Annotated in this window: 16 protein-coding genes; 3 read left to right on the forward strand and 13 right to left on the reverse strand. The window is 68.4% G+C overall.

Annotated features, from left to right (window positions below; translation table 11 throughout):
- Positions 1-2: 2 nt before the first annotated feature.
- From CSW64_RS00175 to CSW64_RS00215, 9 genes are all read right to left on the reverse strand, one after another.
- Entirely contained in the window at positions 3-980 is a 978-nt protein-coding gene (locus CSW64_RS00175; protein ID WP_099620189.1) for a type II secretion system F family protein, read from the reverse strand.
- Positions 981-990: 10 nt separating this feature from the next.
- Positions 991-1,974 carry a type II secretion system F family protein gene (locus CSW64_RS00180; RefSeq protein WP_099620190.1) on the reverse strand — a complete coding sequence of 328 codons (984 nt, stop codon included), beginning with the start codon at positions 1,972-1,974 and terminating at the stop codon, positions 991-993.
- 3 nt (positions 1,975-1,977) lie between these two features.
- Positions 1,978-3,492: a TadA family conjugal transfer-associated ATPase gene (locus CSW64_RS00185; protein ID WP_099620191.1), complete on the reverse strand. Its 1,515-nt coding sequence runs from the start codon at positions 3,490-3,492 to the stop codon at positions 1,978-1,980.
- A 6-nt stretch (positions 3,493-3,498) separates the two neighbouring features.
- On the reverse strand, positions 3,499-4,983 hold the full coding sequence (locus tag CSW64_RS00190; protein WP_099620192.1) for a CpaE/TadZ family protein: 1,485 nt from the start codon (positions 4,981-4,983) through the stop codon (positions 3,499-3,501).
- 3 nt (positions 4,984-4,986) lie between these two features.
- Positions 4,987-5,676: a CpaD family pilus assembly protein gene (locus tag CSW64_RS00195; protein ID WP_099620193.1), complete on the reverse strand. Its 690-nt coding sequence runs from the start codon at positions 5,674-5,676 to the stop codon at positions 4,987-4,989.
- 5 nt (positions 5,677-5,681) lie between these two features.
- Positions 5,682-7,151, reverse strand: coding sequence for a type II and III secretion system protein family protein (locus CSW64_RS00200; RefSeq protein ID WP_099620194.1), 1,470 nt, complete (start codon positions 7,149-7,151; stop codon positions 5,682-5,684).
- Positions 7,148-8,026, reverse strand: a complete 879-nt coding sequence (cpaB, locus tag CSW64_RS00205) for a Flp pilus assembly protein CpaB (protein WP_099620195.1) — start codon at positions 8,024-8,026, stop codon at positions 7,148-7,150. The genes CSW64_RS00200 and cpaB overlap by 4 nt, the downstream gene beginning before the upstream one ends.
- 134 nt (positions 8,027-8,160) lie before the next feature.
- Positions 8,161-8,682 carry an A24 family peptidase gene (locus CSW64_RS00210; RefSeq protein ID WP_099620196.1) on the reverse strand — a complete coding sequence of 174 codons (522 nt, stop codon included), beginning with the start codon at positions 8,680-8,682 and terminating at the stop codon, positions 8,161-8,163.
- A gap of 143 nt (positions 8,683-8,825) precedes the next feature.
- Positions 8,826-8,987 carry a Flp family type IVb pilin gene (locus tag CSW64_RS00215; protein ID WP_099620197.1) on the reverse strand — a complete coding sequence of 54 codons (162 nt, stop codon included), beginning with the start codon at positions 8,985-8,987 and terminating at the stop codon, positions 8,826-8,828.
- Between the two features lie 320 nt (positions 8,988-9,307).
- Here CSW64_RS00215 and CSW64_RS00220 point away from each other — a divergent pair, with 320 nt between their 5' ends.
- The 3 genes from CSW64_RS00220 (at position 9,308) to CSW64_RS00230 (ending at position 10,904) form a co-directional block, all read left to right on the forward strand.
- Positions 9,308-9,748 carry a pilus assembly protein N-terminal domain-containing protein gene (locus tag CSW64_RS00220; protein ID WP_099620198.1) on the forward strand — a complete coding sequence of 147 codons (441 nt, stop codon included), beginning with the start codon at positions 9,308-9,310 and terminating at the stop codon, positions 9,746-9,748.
- A 65-nt stretch (positions 9,749-9,813) separates the two neighbouring features.
- Positions 9,814-10,359 carry a TadE/TadG family type IV pilus assembly protein gene (locus tag CSW64_RS00225; RefSeq protein WP_099620199.1) on the forward strand — a complete coding sequence of 182 codons (546 nt, stop codon included), beginning with the start codon at positions 9,814-9,816 and terminating at the stop codon, positions 10,357-10,359.
- Positions 10,356-10,904: a TadE/TadG family type IV pilus assembly protein gene (locus tag CSW64_RS00230; protein ID WP_099620200.1), complete on the forward strand. Its 549-nt coding sequence runs from the start codon at positions 10,356-10,358 to the stop codon at positions 10,902-10,904. The genes CSW64_RS00225 and CSW64_RS00230 overlap by 4 nt, the downstream gene beginning before the upstream one ends.
- On the opposite strand, the gene CSW64_RS00235 is transcribed toward CSW64_RS00230, so the two are convergent.
- The 4 genes from CSW64_RS00235 to CSW64_RS00250 all read right to left on the reverse strand — a co-directional run bounded on the left by CSW64_RS00235 (position 10,897) and on the right by CSW64_RS00250 (position 15,553).
- Positions 10,897-11,643 (reverse strand): aminotransferase class IV, encoded by a 747-nt coding sequence (locus CSW64_RS00235; RefSeq protein ID WP_245863919.1) that lies wholly within the window; start codon positions 11,641-11,643, stop codon positions 10,897-10,899. The two genes, CSW64_RS00230 and CSW64_RS00235, sit on opposite strands and share 8 nt — an antisense overlap.
- Before the next feature lie 7 nt (positions 11,644-11,650).
- Positions 11,651-12,985: an anthranilate synthase component I family protein gene (locus CSW64_RS00240; protein ID WP_099620202.1), complete on the reverse strand. Its 1,335-nt coding sequence runs from the start codon at positions 12,983-12,985 to the stop codon at positions 11,651-11,653.
- Positions 12,986-13,022: 37 nt separating this feature from the next.
- Positions 13,023-14,465, reverse strand: a complete 1,443-nt coding sequence (locus CSW64_RS00245; protein WP_245863787.1) for an MFS transporter — start codon at positions 14,463-14,465, stop codon at positions 13,023-13,025.
- A gap of 314 nt (positions 14,466-14,779) precedes the next feature.
- On the reverse strand, positions 14,780-15,553 hold the full coding sequence (locus CSW64_RS00250; RefSeq protein WP_099620204.1) for a tyrosine-protein phosphatase: 774 nt from the start codon (positions 15,551-15,553) through the stop codon (positions 14,780-14,782).
- Positions 15,554-15,587: the final 34 nt, after the last annotated feature.

Here is a 15,587-nt window from a genome sequence, read left to right on the forward strand (position 1 = left end):
CGCTAGCGCGAGAGGGTGTCCTGGACCTTGATGATCGCCGGGCCCAGGATCACCATGAACAGGACCGGCAGGAAGAACAGGATCATCGGCACGGTCAGCTTGGCCGGCAGCGCCGCGGCCTTCTTCTCGGCCGCGGCGAGACGCAGTTCGCGGTTCTCCTTGGCCATCACCCGCAGAGCCGCGCCCAGCGGCGTGCCGTAGCGCTCCGCCTGGATCATCGCCGTGGCCACCGCCTTCACGCCCGGATGGTTCGTCCGCTTGGCCAGGCCCTCGTAGGCCTGGCGACGGTCCGGCAGATAGCTGAGCTCGGCGGTCAGCAGGGTCAGCTCCTCGGCCAGCTCGATCGAGGCCCCGCCGACTTCGCCGGAGACCTTCTGGATCGCGGCCTCGATCGACATGCCGCTCTCGACGCAGATCAGCAGCAGATCAAGCGCGTCGGGGAAGGCCGAGACGATCGACTCTCGCCGCTTCTGAGCGATGTTCGAGACGTAGAGGTTGGGCGCGTAGTAGCCGAGCACCATGGCGCCGACGCAGAACGTCACCTTGCTCATCGTCGGCAGGCCGAAGCCGTTGATCAGGAACAGGTAGAAGGCCGTCAGGGCGAAGAACACGAACGGCGCCAGAAACCGGAAGAAGTAGAAGGCGCTGATCGGCTTGGGACCGCGGAAGCCGGCCTGGGCGAGCTTTTCCGCGACCTTGGGATCCTCCAACAGCCGCGACAGCTGGAGGCGCTCGTTGACCTTCTTGTAGAGGCCGGAATCGACCTGCCGGATGCTCGATCCGCCGGTCTTCTGGGCGATGGCCTCGCGGGAGCGGCGGCGCAGCTCCTCGCGGCGATTGGCGACCGACTTGAGACGCCCCTCCAGACCCTGAGTCCGCATCATCGGCGAGGCCAGGGTCAGGATGGTGGCGAAGACCACGATGGCGACGAAGGCCGCCAGCAGGTTGTCCGGGTCGACGATCGCTTCGACGAGATTCATCGCCCCCGCCCTAGAACTTGAAGTTGATCATCTTGCGCATCACGAAGATGCCCAGCCCCATCCAGAACGCCGCCGCCAGCAGCATCAGCTGTCCGCGCGGGTCGCTGTACATCGGAGCCATGTAGGTCGGCGTCGTCAGGGTGATCATCACCACCACGCCCGGCGGCAGCGAACCGATGATGAAGGCCGATGCAACCGCCTCGGACGACAGCGCCTTGATCTTCTCGCGCATCATCTTCCGGGCGCGCAGCACCGTCGAAAGGTTGTTCAGCGCCTCGGCGAGGTTGCCCCCGGCCTTCTGCTGGATGGCCAACACGATGGCGAAGAAGCGCAGCTCGCTGGTCGGCATGCGCTCGTACATCTTGTCCAGCGCTTGCTCGACGGTCAGGCCCATGCTGACGTTCTCGACCATGGTGCGGAACTCGCCGCCCAGAGGCTCGGGACTCTCGCGCCCGATGATCTTGAAACAGTCGTGGACCGGCAGACCCGACTTGATGCCGCGGACGATGATGTCGATGGCGTCGGAAAAGGCTTCCGTGAACTTCTTGATCCGGCGCTTGGCCAGGAAGCTGACCGCCCAGCGCGGCAAGCCCAGGCCGGCGGCGAAGGCGGCGCCCAGCGCGATCAGCGGCTTCTGGGTGACCAGCAGCAGCAGCATCCCGACGATCAGCCCGAAGACCAGGCTGACGATCCAGAACCCCCTCACCGAGAGTTTCAGGTCCGCCTGCTGCAGGCGAGCGGCGATCGCCAGGGTGGCCTTCTTCTGCTGCTTGTCCTGGTCGCGCAGCGTCCTCAGGATCTGCTTTCGCCGGGTCTCCTGGCTGCTGGCCGCCTGAGCGGCGACCCGACCGCGGCCCCGCTCGACCGAAGGCGCGGCGACAATGGCCTGGGCGCGCTTGATCGCCTTGGCGTCGGCCGAGCCGCCGCCGGCGAAGGCGAATCCAAGGCCCGCCACGGTAATGAAGGCCAGGACGGCGACGAGGATGGTCAGCATCGCCTACTCCGCCGCGTCCAGAGCCTCGGCCAGTTCCCGCTCCAGGCCGTAGTAGCGAGCGCGGTCCCAGAAGCGCGGCCGGGCGATGCCGGTCGACCGGAACTTGCCCGACACCCGGCCCTGCTCGTCCTCGCCGTTCATCTCGTAGACGAACAGATCCTGGGTCACGATGACGTCGCCTTCCAGGCCGACCACCTCGGTGACATGGGTGATCCGGCGCGAGCCGTCGCGCAGACGGGCGGCCTGAATGATCACGTCGACCGAGCCGACGATCATCTCGCGGATGGTCTTCGAGGGCAGGCCGTAGCCGCCCATGGTGATCATGCTCTCGACCCGGCTGATCGCCTCGCGCGGGCTGTTGGCGTGCAGCGTGCCCATCGAACCGTCATGGCCGGTGTTCATGGCCTGCAGCAGGTCGAACGCCTCCGGTCCGCGCACCTCCCCGACGATGATCCGCTCGGGACGCATCCGCAGGCAGTTCTTGACCAGGTCGCGCATGGTGATCTGGCCCTGGCCTTCCAGGTTCGGCGGGCGGGTTTCCAAGCGCACCACATGGGGCTGCTGAAGTTGCAGTTCGGCCGCGTCCTCGCAGGTGATCACCCGCTCGGTGGGGTCGATGAAGGCGGTCATGGTGTTGAGCAGGGTGGTCTTGCCCGAACCGGTGCCGCCGCTGATCAGCACGTTGCAGCGACAGGCGCCGATGACGCCCAGCACCCGTGCGCCTTCGGGACTGATGGACGTGAAGTCCACCAGATCCTTCATGGTCAGCTTGTCCTTCTTGAACTTCCGGATGGTCAGCGTCGGGCCGTCCAGCGCCAGCGGCGGCGCGATGACGTTGACCCGGCTGCCGTCGGGAAGGCGAGCGTCACAGATCGGGCTCGACTCGTCCACGCGACGGCCGACCTGCGACACGATCCGCTGGCAGATGTTCATCAGCTGAGCGTTGTCGCGGAAACGGACATTGGTCAGCTGGACCTTGCCGGCGACTTCGATGAACACACGGTTGGCGCCGTTGACCATCACGTCGGCGATGTCGTCCCGCGCCAGCAGCGGCTCGAGCGGGCCATAGCCAAGGACGTCGTTGATGATGTCCTGGACCAGGTGATCGGTCTCGGCGACCGACATCTGGACGTTCTTGATCGCCACCAGCTCGGCGACGATGTCGCGGATCTCTTCGGCCGCCGACTTCTGATCGAGCTGAGCCAGCTGGCTCAGATCGATGGTGTTCAGCAGGGCGTTGAAGATCGTCGTCTTGGTGGCGTGATAGTAGTCGCTCTGCTCACGGACGATCTGGGCTGTCGGGCTCTGAGCGGCTCGCAGCTGGTCGAGACCGCGGGCGGGACGCGTCGCCGCCGGCCGCGTCGCCGGCGGAGCGCCCCCCGCGGCCCCCGGAGACGGCGCCGCGGGCGGCGGCGTCGGCGCGGGCTGTGGACGGGTCGCGATGGGCGCGCCGGCAGCGGCGGCCGGCGGCGGCCGCCGGACCTCGGTCGTCTCTCCCTCAGAGCGTTTTCCGAACACGTCGCGCTACTTCTTCTTGAACAGGCCGCCGAGGAGCGAGGTCTTTTGCGGCGCCGGCGGCTCGCGGCGCGCAATCAGCTGCGCCAGATGAGCGACGCCTTCCGCAGCCTTCGACTTCGGCGCGACCTCGCTGATCATCTGGCCGTGGTTGGCGGCCTGCCCGTAGGCCTTCGGCTCGAACGGCAGGACCAGCGAGGTCTGCAGACCAAGCGCCTCCGCGAAGTCCTTGGCCGGGATCTCCGGCCGGCCCGGCACGCCGACCTGATTGAGCACCAGCCGCGGCGGCGCGTCGTTCGGCCGGGCCTGGCGCACCAGATCGATCATGTTCTTGGCGTTGCGCAGCGAAGCGAGGTCGGGCGTGGCGACGATCACCAGATCGTCCGATCCGACCAGCATCCGCCGCTTCCAGGCGCTCCAGGCGTGCGGCAGGTCGAGGACCGCGAACGGCGCCGCGCCGCGGATCTTCTGCGCGACCTCCTCGAAGGCGTCCGGCTGGATATCGAAGTCCTGCTCCAGGGTCGCCGGGGCGGCGAACAGCGACAGGCGATCGGTGACCCGCACCATCATCCGGTCCATCAGCACCGGGTCGAGGCGATCCGGTTGGCCGAGCGCGTCAGCCACGCCCTGCAGCGGATCCTGGTTGAAGTTCAGGCCCGCCGTCCCGAACGGCAGGTCGAAATCGGCCAGCACGGTGCCGGACTGCATGTGCTCCGCCAGAGCCCAGGCCAGATTGTGGGCCAGGGTCGAAGCGCCGACCCCGCCCTTGGCCCCCACGACGGCGATCTGACGACCCGCGAACGGCGCCGAGGGATCGGCGTAGAGGCCGGAAATCGCCCGGATCAGCAGCAGAGGGCTGAGCGGCGGAACCAGATATTCGCTGACCCCGCGACGCATCAGCTCGCGATACAGCGCGATGTCGTTGGCCGCGCCCACGACGATGACCTTGGTGCCTGGATCGCAGACCTCGGCCAGCTGGTCGAGCCGCGCCAGCAGCTCCGGCGCCGGGTCGAGGCTTTCGACCACCACCAGCGAAGGCGTCGGCTGGTTCTGATAGTGCTCGACCGCGGCCTGGACGCCGCCGGGACGCACCACGGTCGCCGCTCGGCCCATCCGGCGATCCGACGCCGCCTGCTCGGCCAGTTCCGCCGTCGTGGCCTGGGCGCAGAAGACGTGGATGGTGATGCGCGGCACGCCGATGTCGCCCAGAGCGGCTTCAGCGCCCGCGATCATCTCGCCGACGGGGTTTCCCGCATGCCGCGACGGCGGCGCGGGCGAAGCGGCGATCGGCGACGCGGCGTCCCCCGGATCAAACGGGTCGTCCTCCGCGAGGCCGCGCGCCGGAGGGAAGTCCGCGAACGGGTCAGGCCCGGCGACGCCCGGGTCACGGCCGGCGTCGATATCGCGCCACGGATCGCTCGGGCTCGGCGCGAACTCGTCATCGGCGTCGAAGCCGAGATCGAAGGGGTCATGATCGGCGGGGCGAGTGGTCATGGCCTACTGGATCGCCTGCGAGATCGTGCCGGTCCCCTGAGGATCGCGCGCCGAGCCGGTGGTCTGGCCCTTGCGGTACTTTTCCAGCACCGTGGCGCGGCGGTTCGGATCGGCGGGATCCATGTTCCGGCCGCGGACCAGATCCTCCGGATTGGCGACCTGCGCCGCCGTGTTCGCGGCGATGGCGCAGCCGAAGCCGGCGTGGGGATCGTTTTTGAACGTCGCCGTCATCGTCGACCAGCCGCCACAGGTCGGCGCCACGGCGACGTATCGCTCATAACCCACGACGATCGGAGCCTGCCGGTCGCCGCCCGCGTCGTAGCCGACGAGACGCACACGGTCGGTCGGCGCGCCGAGGCTGACCAGGAAGCTCCTGGCGTCCGCGCTCACCCGATAGGCGCCGGCGTCTTGGCCGCTGTCGCGCGGCGCGGCGATGGTGATCACCCCGCCCTCCGCCTGCATCCAGCGCACATGGAAGTCGGAAAGCGCCCGGGCCTGGTTCCCGGACAGGCCCGTCGCGTGGGCGGCCAACCGGATCTCGTCGGCCTCGGACTGGACCTGAACGCGCTGGCTCCAACCGTCGAGCGGAGTCGGCGCCTCGGCGACCGGGCCGGTGGTCGAGGTCGTCGCGCAAGCCGTCAGACTGAGCGCGGCGGTCAGAACGAGCGAGAGGCGGAGAGCGGGCTTCAACATGGCGGCTACTCGATCACGTACCCGATGGGACCTTGCCAGCTACGGCCGGCGTTGGCGCCGGGCGGGGCGTTGACGGTCTTGTTGAGCTTGCCGAACAGAACGCTCTCGGCGTCGTTGGCGAAGCGGAGCCCGTCGGCCGGCGTCTGGAAAGCGGACGGGTTGTTGGGGTCGACGATGTAGGCGGTGACCAGCACCACCATCTCGGTGTCGCCCTGCAGGTAGTCTCGCGACCGGAACAGCGCGCCCAGCACCGGAACCGACCCGATGCCCGGGAGCGAATCCAGGTTCTGCTTGGTCGTCTGCTGCAGCAGCCCGGCGATCATCATCGAGCCGCCGGACGGAAGCTCGACCGAAGTCTCGGCGCGCCGAACCGTCAGGGCCGGGATGGTCAAGGTGGTGTTGGTCCCGCCGCTGCCGCCGCCGCCGACGGTGAAGGCCCCTTGGGTCGTCAACTCGGAGATCTCGGTCGAGACCTTAAGGGCGATGCGGCCGCCCGACATGACCACCGGCGTGAAGGCCAGGCCGACGCCGAACGGCTTGTACTGGACGGTCACCGACCCGCGCTCGTCCTGGTTCACCGGAATCGGATACTCGCCGCCGGCCAGGAAGCGCGCGGGTTCGCCCGAAACAGACGTCAGATTCGGCTCGGCCAGCGTTCGCGCCAGGCCGACGCGCTCGAAGGCGCGCAGAGCGCCCTTCACCGTGTCGCCGTTGTCGGCGTGGTTGCCGCCGATCAGTCCGCCGCCGGGAAGCAAGCCGTTGACGCTGAAGTTGGCGGCCTGGGAGAACGTGATCGCGCCGCTGCCCGTCTGCAGGACGGCCTCGAGATTGACGCCCAGCTGTTTCACCACGCTGCGCTGGACCTCGACGATGCGGACCTTCAGCATCACCTGGTCCTTGCCCGCGACGCTGATCATGTTCAGCACCTGCTCGGGCTTGCTTACGTAGCGGGCGGCGATCTGGGCCGCGCGGTCAGCGTCGATGGCGTTCTGGACCATGCCGGTCAGGATCACGCTGTCGGAAATCGACTCGACCTTCACCCGCGCCCCGGGGATGACCCGATTGATCGTTTCGGTCAGCGCGCCGGCGTCGGCGTCGACCCGGATGTTCAGCGACAGGATGCGGCGTCCGGCGGCGTCGAACAGCACCGCGTCCGTCTGCCCCGAATTCATGCCCAGCACATAGATGCGACGCGGCGTCCGCAGCACCGCGTCCGCGACCGCAGGGTTGGTGACCAGAATGTCCCGAACGTCGACCGGCAGCTCGACCACGGCCGACTTCCCGCGGGGCAGCGACAGCTGCTGGGTCGCCCCTCCGGCGGCCAGGTCGACCCTCACGGTCGAGCCGCCCGATGCGCCGGCCAATCCGGCGGCGTCGATGGGGTAGCCCTGGGCCGAAACGGCGGTCGCCGCGGCCTGAACCACGGCGGCGGCGATCAGCGCGGGCGCGGCCTTGCGAATTCGACGGAGCTTCATTGCGTCACCACCACTTCGCTGACCTGCCCGGCGCGCCAGACCCGAACGGATTCCCCGCTCGCGGCGGCGCCGGACCCTCGTCCGGTGGGACCGCCGGCGTCCGCGTAGGACCTGAGGGCCAAGCTGAGGAAGGCGCCTGACTTGGCCTGGGCTTGAGCGCCGGCCACGACTTCCGCCTCCGACGCAGCGACCTCCAGCGTCGCCACGCCGCCGACGAGCGCCTTGGCCTCCGGCTCCGCCTTGGCCGTCTGATCGATGGCGAGCACGCGAATGTTGCGCAGGACGGTGCGCGTAACCGCGGCCTTGCCGGAATCGCCGCCCTTGCTCAGCAGAAGATCGACCCGGTCTCCCGGCAGGATGAAGCCGCCCGCGGCGGAATCGGCCGAGACCGGAATGGCCATCGCCCGATGCCCCGGCCGGACCACGACCGACATGAAATTGCCTTCGCCCGCCTTGAGCGTCTTGCGGGCCACGATCGGTTCGCCGGCGAAGAAGGCTTCCCGCACGACGGCGCCGACGAAACCCTGAAGCGCCGGGTCGCCCATGAGGCCGCCGGCCGCCGTCGCCGCTTCCTTTACGGCGCCGGCCGCGCCGGTTTCCTTGGGCGCGGGTGGCGCGCCGTCGGTGACGTAAGCCGGGTTCAGGCCCGAGGCCGGCCATTCCTGCCAGCCCATGTCCGCCGCCACGAGACGCGCGCCGACCGGCAGGTCCCGCTTGGCGACCAGAACCCGGGCGACCGGCGCCGACGCCGGCGCTTCGGCGACCGCCGGCGCAGGGGCCGTCTTCTTGGGCGCGAATGCGCCGCGCACCACGAACGCCAGCACGATGGCGGCGATGGCGGCGATCACCAGGATGAACAGACGGGCGGCGTTCATAAGGTCGGACTGACCCCGCAAGGAACCTAGGCGACGTCCGTCCTCTCAGGATCGAACGCCGGGGCGAATCGTCACCATCCGTTCTGGCGGCGGCCCACCTTCGGCGGCCATGGTTAACGCGCGCCTAAGCGCGCCTAGTGCGCGGCCCCCGCCAGGACCGGAAGAAGGCTGTGCGGGAAGGCGATCAGCGCCCCCACCGCGATGGCGATGCCGTAGGGCGCGCCCTCGTCGGGCGTGGCGAGGCGGACCATCCAGGCCGGGCCGGCGGCGACGATCGGGCGCAACCAGACCGACCGCAGCATCAGCAGACCGACGGCGAGCGCGCCGCCCGCCAGGCCGGTGATCAGAACGAAGGGCAGCGCGGCGCTCCAGCCCAGCCACAGACCGGAGGCGGCGAACAGCTTGGCGTCCCCGCCGCCGATCCAGCCGGCGGCGAACATGCCCATGGCGACCAGCAGCGCGCCGAACCCGACGAGCGCGGCCAGGCCGAGCTGTTCCAGCGACGCGCCCATGACCAGGGCGACCGGGAAGAAGGCCGCGGCGAGCGCGATCGAAATCCAGTTGGGTATCGTGAAGCTGACCGCGTCCCTCAGGCCGGCGATGATCACCAGGGCCGGGAAAACGGCGAGAAGCAAGGTCTGGAACAGCTGGAACATGATGTCTTCAGCAGATGGAGCCTGATTTCATCTTGCCGCTTCGCGGTGAAGCTTTGGTTGACGCCCGGAAGACGGCGGCGACCAGACAGCAGAAAGGCCGCGGATCGCTCCGCGGCCTCCTGTTTTCGATAAGGCGGCTCGGATTAGAGCTTGCCCTCGATTTCAGTGAAGGCGGCGTTGAGCTTCTCACCCAGAAGGCTCACGGCGGTGATGATGACGACCGCGATGAGGGCGACGATCAGGCCGTACTCGATGGCGGTGGCGCCGGATTCGTCCTTGGCGAAGCGCGACAGGAACTTGGTCATTGCTGGATCTCCTCCTCAGCAAGCTGGCGGTTGCGGGATCAAGCCGCACGGCCTGCTCGCCCCCGAAAACAAGGCCAATTTCGCAGGGCGCGTTTAATGGCCAGTAAACAGGCAAAGTCCTCGCTTCTATTTTCTATGGTTTACTCAAGTTTACTATTACTAACCATTAACCGTGAGGGGCCGAAGGGCCTCGAAAGACCGCTTCGCCTGCTCTATAGATTCCTGCCGAGGTTCCTGCGCGGTCGGCCGACCCGCCCTTCAGGCTTTGTTGACCATTCCGACCCAGCCTGACGGTGAACTGAATCCGCCGGAATTTGCGCATGCGCCGCCTTGTCCGCCCCCTCGCCGCCCTCTCGCTCGCCCTGGTTTCGGCCGGAGCGGCGCAGGCGCAGAGCCTTTCGATCAAGGTCGACCAGGCCACGCGGCTGTCTCTGCCGGGCGTGGCGCGAGACGTCGTCGTGGGCAACCCGGCCGTCGCCGACGTCACCGTGCTGGACGGCCGCAACCTGGTGCTCATCGGCAAGGGACCTGGCGTCACCAATCTCCTGGTCGTTGACGCACGCGGACGCACGCTTCTCGATCGCGAGGTCGTCGTCGGCGGCGGCGACCAGGGCCGGGTGGCCTACATCCGCGGCGGTTCGCTCCAGACCTTCGCCTGCTCGCCGCGCTGTGAACGCATCGGCGGCGACGATGCCGCCGCCGCCGCGCCGCAGGCCGCGCCCAACAGCGGCGGCGTGTCACAGGGAAGCGGTCCCCAGTAATAAACCGGCAGTTAGGGACAGTCGCCTAGTCTGCTGTCGTCAACGGCGGGGGAAGGTGACGACGAATGGCCGGACGGGCCTGCAAATCGCGCTCATGGCTGCATCGGTTCGGCGCGGATCGCGGCGGTGCGACCGCCGTCGAGTTCGCGTTCGTGGCCGGGCCGTTCCTGGCCTTGATCTTCGGCATCCTTGAGCTGGGCATGGTGTTCATGGCGTCGACGACGCTGGACAACGCCACCGAGACGGTCGCCCGTCAGATCCGCACAGGGCAGTTCCAGAGTTCAGGCTCGAACAACGTCACCGCCTTCAAGGCGGCGGTCTGCGGCCAGATGACGTGGTTGCGGAGCGAATGCGCCACCAAGCTCTATGTGAACGTCAAGACCTTCCCGAAGTTCGCGCAGGTGACGCTTGAGCCGCCGCGGGATGAGACGGAACTGAAGGCCGAACCCTTCACCACCGGCGGGCCCGAGGACATCGTCGTGGTCCGCACCTACTTCGAATGGTCGTTGATCACGCCGCTGATGAACCAGGGCCTGGTGTCCATCGGCGCGGGCAAGCGCCTGATCTCGTCGACGGCGACCTTCCGCAACGAGCCTTACAACTTCTCATGACCCGGTTTCCGATCCCGTTCCTGAAACGGTTGGCGCGAGACCGGCGCGGCGTGTCGGCCGTCGAGTTCGCCCTGATCGCGCCGGCCATGATCGCCTTCTACTTCGGCATGGCGGAAGTCACCCAGGCCCTGCTCGCCGAACGTCGCGCCGGCCACGTGGCCTCCGCCGTCGGCGACCTGGTCACCCAGACGTCGAACGTCAACCAGAACGACATCGACGACATCTTCGCGATCGCCACGACGATCATGCGCCCCTTCCCGGCGGCCACCGAGCTGCAGATCCGCGTCACCAGCATCTCATCGGACGCCTCGAACGTCGCCAAGGTCGACTGGAGCAAGACCAAGGGCATGACCGCCCTCGCCGCCGGCTCGACGATCGTCGTGCCTTCGGGGGTGTTGAGCGCCAGTCAGAGCGTGGTGATGTCCGAGGTCACCTACTCCTACGACTCGCCGGTGAACTTCTTCATCCCCAACGCCGTGACCTTCACCCGCAAGTTCTACCTGCGGCCCCGGAAATCGGACAAGGTGCTGTGGTCGACTAGCTGACGGCCGCCAGGGCCGCCGCGAAGCGATCGACCATCGAGTGGCTGCGCAGCGGCGTCCCGTCCAGGCTCGCCACCGGCCGCACGCCGATCAGGCTGCTGGTCAGGAACACGGCGTCGGACTGCTCAAGCATCGCGCGGGGGGCCCGCACTTCTTCGACCGGCTGCAGCGCCATGACCCGGCGGCGCATGACGCCGTCCAGCACGCCGCAATCGAGCGAAGGCGTGTAGAGCTTGCCGTCCTTAACCCAGAAGATGTTGGCCGCCGTGGCGCAGCAGATCTCGCCGCCGTTGTTCAGCATCAGGGCGTCGTCTGGGGCCGCCATCCGCCGAGCCCAGACATTGTCGAGGTAGGAGAGAGTCTTCAGCCAGGACGTCGGCGATCCCTCGTTGCGACGCACCGGGCTCGTGACCAGGGTCGCCGGCTCCTCCGGGCGAACTGCCGGCGCCGCGGTCGCGAAGACATGTGGCTCAACCGTGTCCGGACGGTCCAGACCACGGCCGCCCGAACCAGCGGTCAGCGTCAGCCTGACGGCCATGCGAGGCTTGGCTCCGGCATCGGCGATCGCCAGTTCGCACAGCTCCCGGACAGCCGCCTTGTCCGGGGCCGGCAGGTTCATCGCCGCGCAGCCCGCGCGCAAGCGTGCGACGTGGTCATCGAAAAGCATCAGCTCGGCGTTCTTGGCCAGGATGGTCTCGAACAGGCCGTCGCCCAGCAGCAGGCCGCGATCGTCCAGGGGCATGGTCACGTCAGGTCGTCTCCGTCAGGGCGCGCAACAGCGCCGCGATCTTGTCTTCAGTCTCGAGGCGCTCGGCGAGCGGATCGCTGTCCGCGACGATGCCCGCGCCGGCGCGGGCCTCGAAATCCCAATGGCCGTCCTTCGCCCGGGCGCAGGCCAGCGTGCGGATCAGGACGCTGGAATCGAAGGCGCCATCGAAGCCGGCCCATAGCATGGAGCCGCAATAGGGGCCGCGCGGCGGCTCCAGGCGGGCGATGCTCTTCATCGCCTGCACCTTGGGGGCGCCGGTGACCGATCCCGGCGGGAAGGCCGCGCGCAGCAGGTCGATCGCGCCCAGCCCCGGCGCCAGCTCCGCGCGGACGGTGGACACCAGGTGGTGGACGTTGGCGAAGCTCTCGACGGCGAACAGCTCGGGGGTGGTGACCCGGCCGGGGACGGAGACACGCGACAGATCGTTGCGCATCAGGTCGACGATCATCAGGTTCTCGGCCCGATCCTTGGCGCTGGCGGCCAGATCGCGGGCCAATCCGGCGTCTGCCGCCGGATCGCGGCCACGGGGGCGGGTGCCCTTGATCGGCCGGGTCTCGACGGCCAGCGTCCGACCGGCCTCGACCTGGACGAACCGCTCCGGCGAGTTCGACACCAGCGCCCGATCCTCGAGGCCGAGCCAGGCGGCGAACGGCGCCGGACTGTCGGCGACCAGTCGCAGCAGCAGATCGAGCGGATCGACGCCGTCCGCCAGCCGCCCCGTCCAACGACGAGCGATATTGGCCTGGAAGTACTCGCCGGCATGTATGCGGGCGACGACGTCGGCCACGGCCGCTTCATACGCCTGAGCCGACGTGGGCGGATCCAGAACCTCGGCCGCGCGTCCCTGGACCGCCGGTCGCGAGGGCGCCGACAGCCAGTTGGCGGCGCCCTCCGCCCCAGCCGCGTCCTCGCCGACGGCGACGACGCGGCGCATCTCGTGATCGAAGGCCAGAAGCGCCGGGTAGCGGCCCAGCGCGAGGTCGGGCCAGTCGGGATGACGACCGAGCCCGAGCCGCTCGATCCGGTCGCCCAACTCATAGGCGGCCAAGCCGGCGAGCCCGCCCTGGAATGGAGGCCCCTCGGGATGCGACGGACGGCGCGGCCCGAGAAGAGCGGTCATCGCATCGAACGGATCGGCGGTTTCGGACGGCGCGATCGTCAGCGTCGCGTCCGGCGCGCGGAGAACGTAGGACCATCGCCCTCGGGCGCCGCCGCCGCCCGAGAGAAAGGCGCAACTCCACGGCTCGTCGGCGAAGGCCGCAAGCACGTCCTCCGGCGCGCGCCAGGGTCGTTCAAGCAGGGTCGGCGTCCGCATGGCGCCTGATAGCGCCACGCGCCGCCCGCGGAAAGCGTCACGCGGTCCGGCGACCGCCTCCCTTGACGAAGAACATGCCGATCAGGCCCAGCAGGAGCAGGCCGGCGATGGGAATGAAGCCGCCGCGCTGGCTATGGGTGATCGCCGTGAACACCCCCACCAGCAGCGAACCCACCCAGACCGTCACCGTCCCCGACAGGGCGTACAACCCGAAGAAGGCCGGCAACTTGCGCGGCGGCACCAGTCGGGTCAGGAGCGTCCGGCTTGAGGCGTATTGCGCGGTCACGAAGATCGCCACGCCGAATCCGATGACCAGATAGATCAGCTCGGGCAGCGTCTTGAATATCGGCCCGTTCCACAGCGGCGCATGGGTCGCGGGGTCGTGGGCCCAGAAGAACAGGATCCGGTCATGGGCCATGCCGAGCTGGGCGCCCAGGCAAACGAGGGCTCCGGCGATCTCGACCCGCACCGCGTTGCGCGGGCCGACCCAGTTGTCCAGCGTGGCCGCGAAGAAGCCGCCGATGACGGCGAAGATGCTGAGCAGAATGCCGTAGGCCAGCAACTCCAGCACGCCCCAGTGCATCACCCCGGCCGCGTAGATCCCGCCGAAGATCAGCAAGGCCGTCATGCCGTCGTTGAAGAGCATTCGCGCGCCCAGATAGATCGCCGCGTCCTTCTCGGTGGTCAGGGTTCGCACGGTCTCGGTCAGATAGGCGACGCCTTGCTTCAGGGCGGTGACGAACCGCAGGCCGGTTCGCGGCGCGTCGGGCGTGAAGAGAAACAGCGGGATCGACAGCAGCAACAACAGCGAGGCGGCGATCGGCGCCACGATGCGCGACGGCTCGGCCTGGGCCGGATCAAGGCCAAACAGCGGCTTGTCCGGCACCAGCGGCCAGCCCGCGGTCGCCGGGTTGCCCGGCAGGGCGAAGGCGAGCAGGCAGACCGTCAGGGTGATCACCGAGAAGAAGTTCCCCGCCGACAGGGCCAGACCGGACGCCTGGGGTGCGTGGCGCGGGCCGGCGGCGTCCATCAGCATGGCGTTGTGGACCACCTCGCAATAGGCGAACAGCACGCCGATCAGGCCGAACAGCCACAGGGTGGCGACGATCGGCAACCCCTCTCCGCCCGGCTTGGCGAACCACAGCGCCCAGATCATCGGCGCCATCGCCGCGACGATGCCCAGCATCAACGGCTTTCGGGCCCCGTAGCGGTCGATCGCCGCGCCCAGGAACGGCGCGGTCAGGGCGATGAACAGACTGTTGAGGGTGCTGACCATGGCGATCATCGCCTGGCCCTTCACCGGGTCCCCGACCACCGCGGTCGTGAAGTAGGGGGCGAAGATGTAGATCGTGATCAGGATCACATAGGGGTCGCGCCCCCCCTGGAACAGCGACCAGGCCCAAGCGCCCCGGGGCATGTTGTGGAAGCCCGCCCTTCCGTAACCGGCCGGATCGGCGCCGGCTTCGGCGGCGGGCTCCAAGCTGCCGGGAAGCGGGTCTCCCAAGGATGATGCGAATGGCGAAACGTCGGCCGGCGCCGAGCGCGGCTGTTCCATGGCGGTCTACCTCTCCCGATACAGACCGTCATGAACGCGGCCCTTGCCGCTACGGTGAACCTCGGAATCGGGTTTGTCACCCGCTGTTGACGAGGCCGTGCTTCACCGCCGTTTGATTCGCAGTTGAAGGGTCGTGCGCGCTTGCTGGAGCCGGATGGAGGTCACGTCCCCTCGCGCCCGCCAAGGCCCTGGACCGGAAGGTCGGGGCGGCGGGCGCGTTGCCGTCGGACGATCGGCGATCAGGCCAGGATCTTCGCCTCGATCACCGCGCGGGCGGCGGCGTCGACGCCCAGCACCTTCTCCATGTAGTCGTCGAGAGACGGGTGCTCGGCATGGATGGCCGCGAAGGCGGTCTCCAGGTAGCGGGTCTCGACGCCGAGCGCCGCGATCAGCGCCTCGTCGCTGGTCTCGCGCCCGGTGTTCTCCTTGATCACCGCCCGCATCAGCGGAATGCGACGCTCGAACCGCTGCGGATCGTTGGTCAGCAGATAGTCGGAAACGATATCGTCCTCATGGACGCCCGCCAGATGGTGGGTGAGGGCGGCCAGGATGCCGGTGCGATCCTTGCCCGCCGCGCAGTGGATCAGCACCGCGCCGTCCGTCCGGGCCAGCGCCTGGAAGTAACGACTGTACAGGTCGACGTGACGCCCCACGAACGGGGCCTCGCGATAGTAGTCGACCATGTAGTCGTGGAAGGCCTGGGCGCTGAGATCCGACGTCCGCAGGAAATCGTGCCAGGGGTCATCGTGCTCGTCGCCGACATCGTTCTCGATGACCTCGGCGGCGAAGCCCTGCCAGCGGCGGCTGGGGCTGCGCCGGCGTTCGTTGGGACGTCGTAGATCGACGATCACCGTCAAGCCCAGCGCCCGCATCGACTCCAGATCCGCATCGCTGGCCTCGGCCTGGTGCGCCGATCGGTACAGGACGCCCTGCTTCAGTCGCTTTGATCCAGCGGCGTAGTCGCCGAAATCACGAAAATTCTCGATGCCGTCGAAGGCCAGTTTGCGCGTCATGGAACACGTCTCTAGCGCCACAGTTTGTCGATAG

Origin of the sequence: Caulobacter mirabilis (assembly GCF_002749615.1) — a bacterium.
GTDB lineage: Bacteria > Pseudomonadota > Alphaproteobacteria > Caulobacterales > Caulobacteraceae > Caulobacter > Caulobacter mirabilis.

What these genes read in the sequence shown, in the direction of transcription:
- CSW64_RS00175 (WP_099620189.1), bottom strand. Translation starts at nt 980, where the DNA reads ATGAATCTCGTCGAAGCGATCGTCGACCCGGACAACCTGCTGGCGGCC.
- CSW64_RS00180 (WP_099620190.1), bottom strand. Translation starts at nt 1,974, where the DNA reads ATGCTGACCATCCTCGTCGCCGTCCTGGCCTTCATTACCGTGGCGGGC.
- CSW64_RS00190 (WP_099620192.1), bottom strand. Translation starts at nt 4,983, where the DNA reads ATGACCACTCGCCCCGCCGATCATGACCCCTTCGATCTCGGCTTCGAC.
- CSW64_RS00195 (WP_099620193.1), bottom strand. Translation starts at nt 5,676, where the DNA reads ATGTTGAAGCCCGCTCTCCGCCTCTCGCTCGTTCTGACCGCCGCGCTC.
- CSW64_RS00200 (WP_099620194.1), bottom strand. Translation starts at nt 7,151, where the DNA reads ATGAAGCTCCGTCGAATTCGCAAGGCCGCGCCCGCGCTGATCGCCGCC.
- cpaB (WP_099620195.1), bottom strand. Translation starts at nt 8,026, where the DNA reads ATGAACGCCGCCCGTCTGTTCATCCTGGTGATCGCCGCCATCGCCGCC.
- CSW64_RS00210 (WP_099620196.1), bottom strand. Translation starts at nt 8,682, where the DNA reads ATGTTCCAGCTGTTCCAGACCTTGCTTCTCGCCGTTTTCCCGGCCCTG.
- CSW64_RS00215 (WP_099620197.1), bottom strand. Translation starts at nt 8,987, where the DNA reads ATGACCAAGTTCCTGTCGCGCTTCGCCAAGGACGAATCCGGCGCCACC.
- CSW64_RS00220 (WP_099620198.1), top strand. Translation starts at nt 9,308, where the DNA reads ATGCGCCGCCTTGTCCGCCCCCTCGCCGCCCTCTCGCTCGCCCTGGTT.
- CSW64_RS00225 (WP_099620199.1), top strand. Translation starts at nt 9,814, where the DNA reads ATGGCCGGACGGGCCTGCAAATCGCGCTCATGGCTGCATCGGTTCGGC.
- CSW64_RS00230 (WP_099620200.1), top strand. Translation starts at nt 10,356, where the DNA reads ATGACCCGGTTTCCGATCCCGTTCCTGAAACGGTTGGCGCGAGACCGG.
- CSW64_RS00235 (WP_245863919.1), bottom strand. Translation starts at nt 11,643, where the DNA reads ATGCCCCTGGACGATCGCGGCCTGCTGCTGGGCGACGGCCTGTTCGAG.
- CSW64_RS00240 (WP_099620202.1), bottom strand. Translation starts at nt 12,985, where the DNA reads ATGCGGACGCCGACCCTGCTTGAACGACCCTGGCGCGCGCCGGAGGAC.
- CSW64_RS00250 (WP_099620204.1), bottom strand. Translation starts at nt 15,553, where the DNA reads ATGACGCGCAAACTGGCCTTCGACGGCATCGAGAATTTTCGTGATTTC.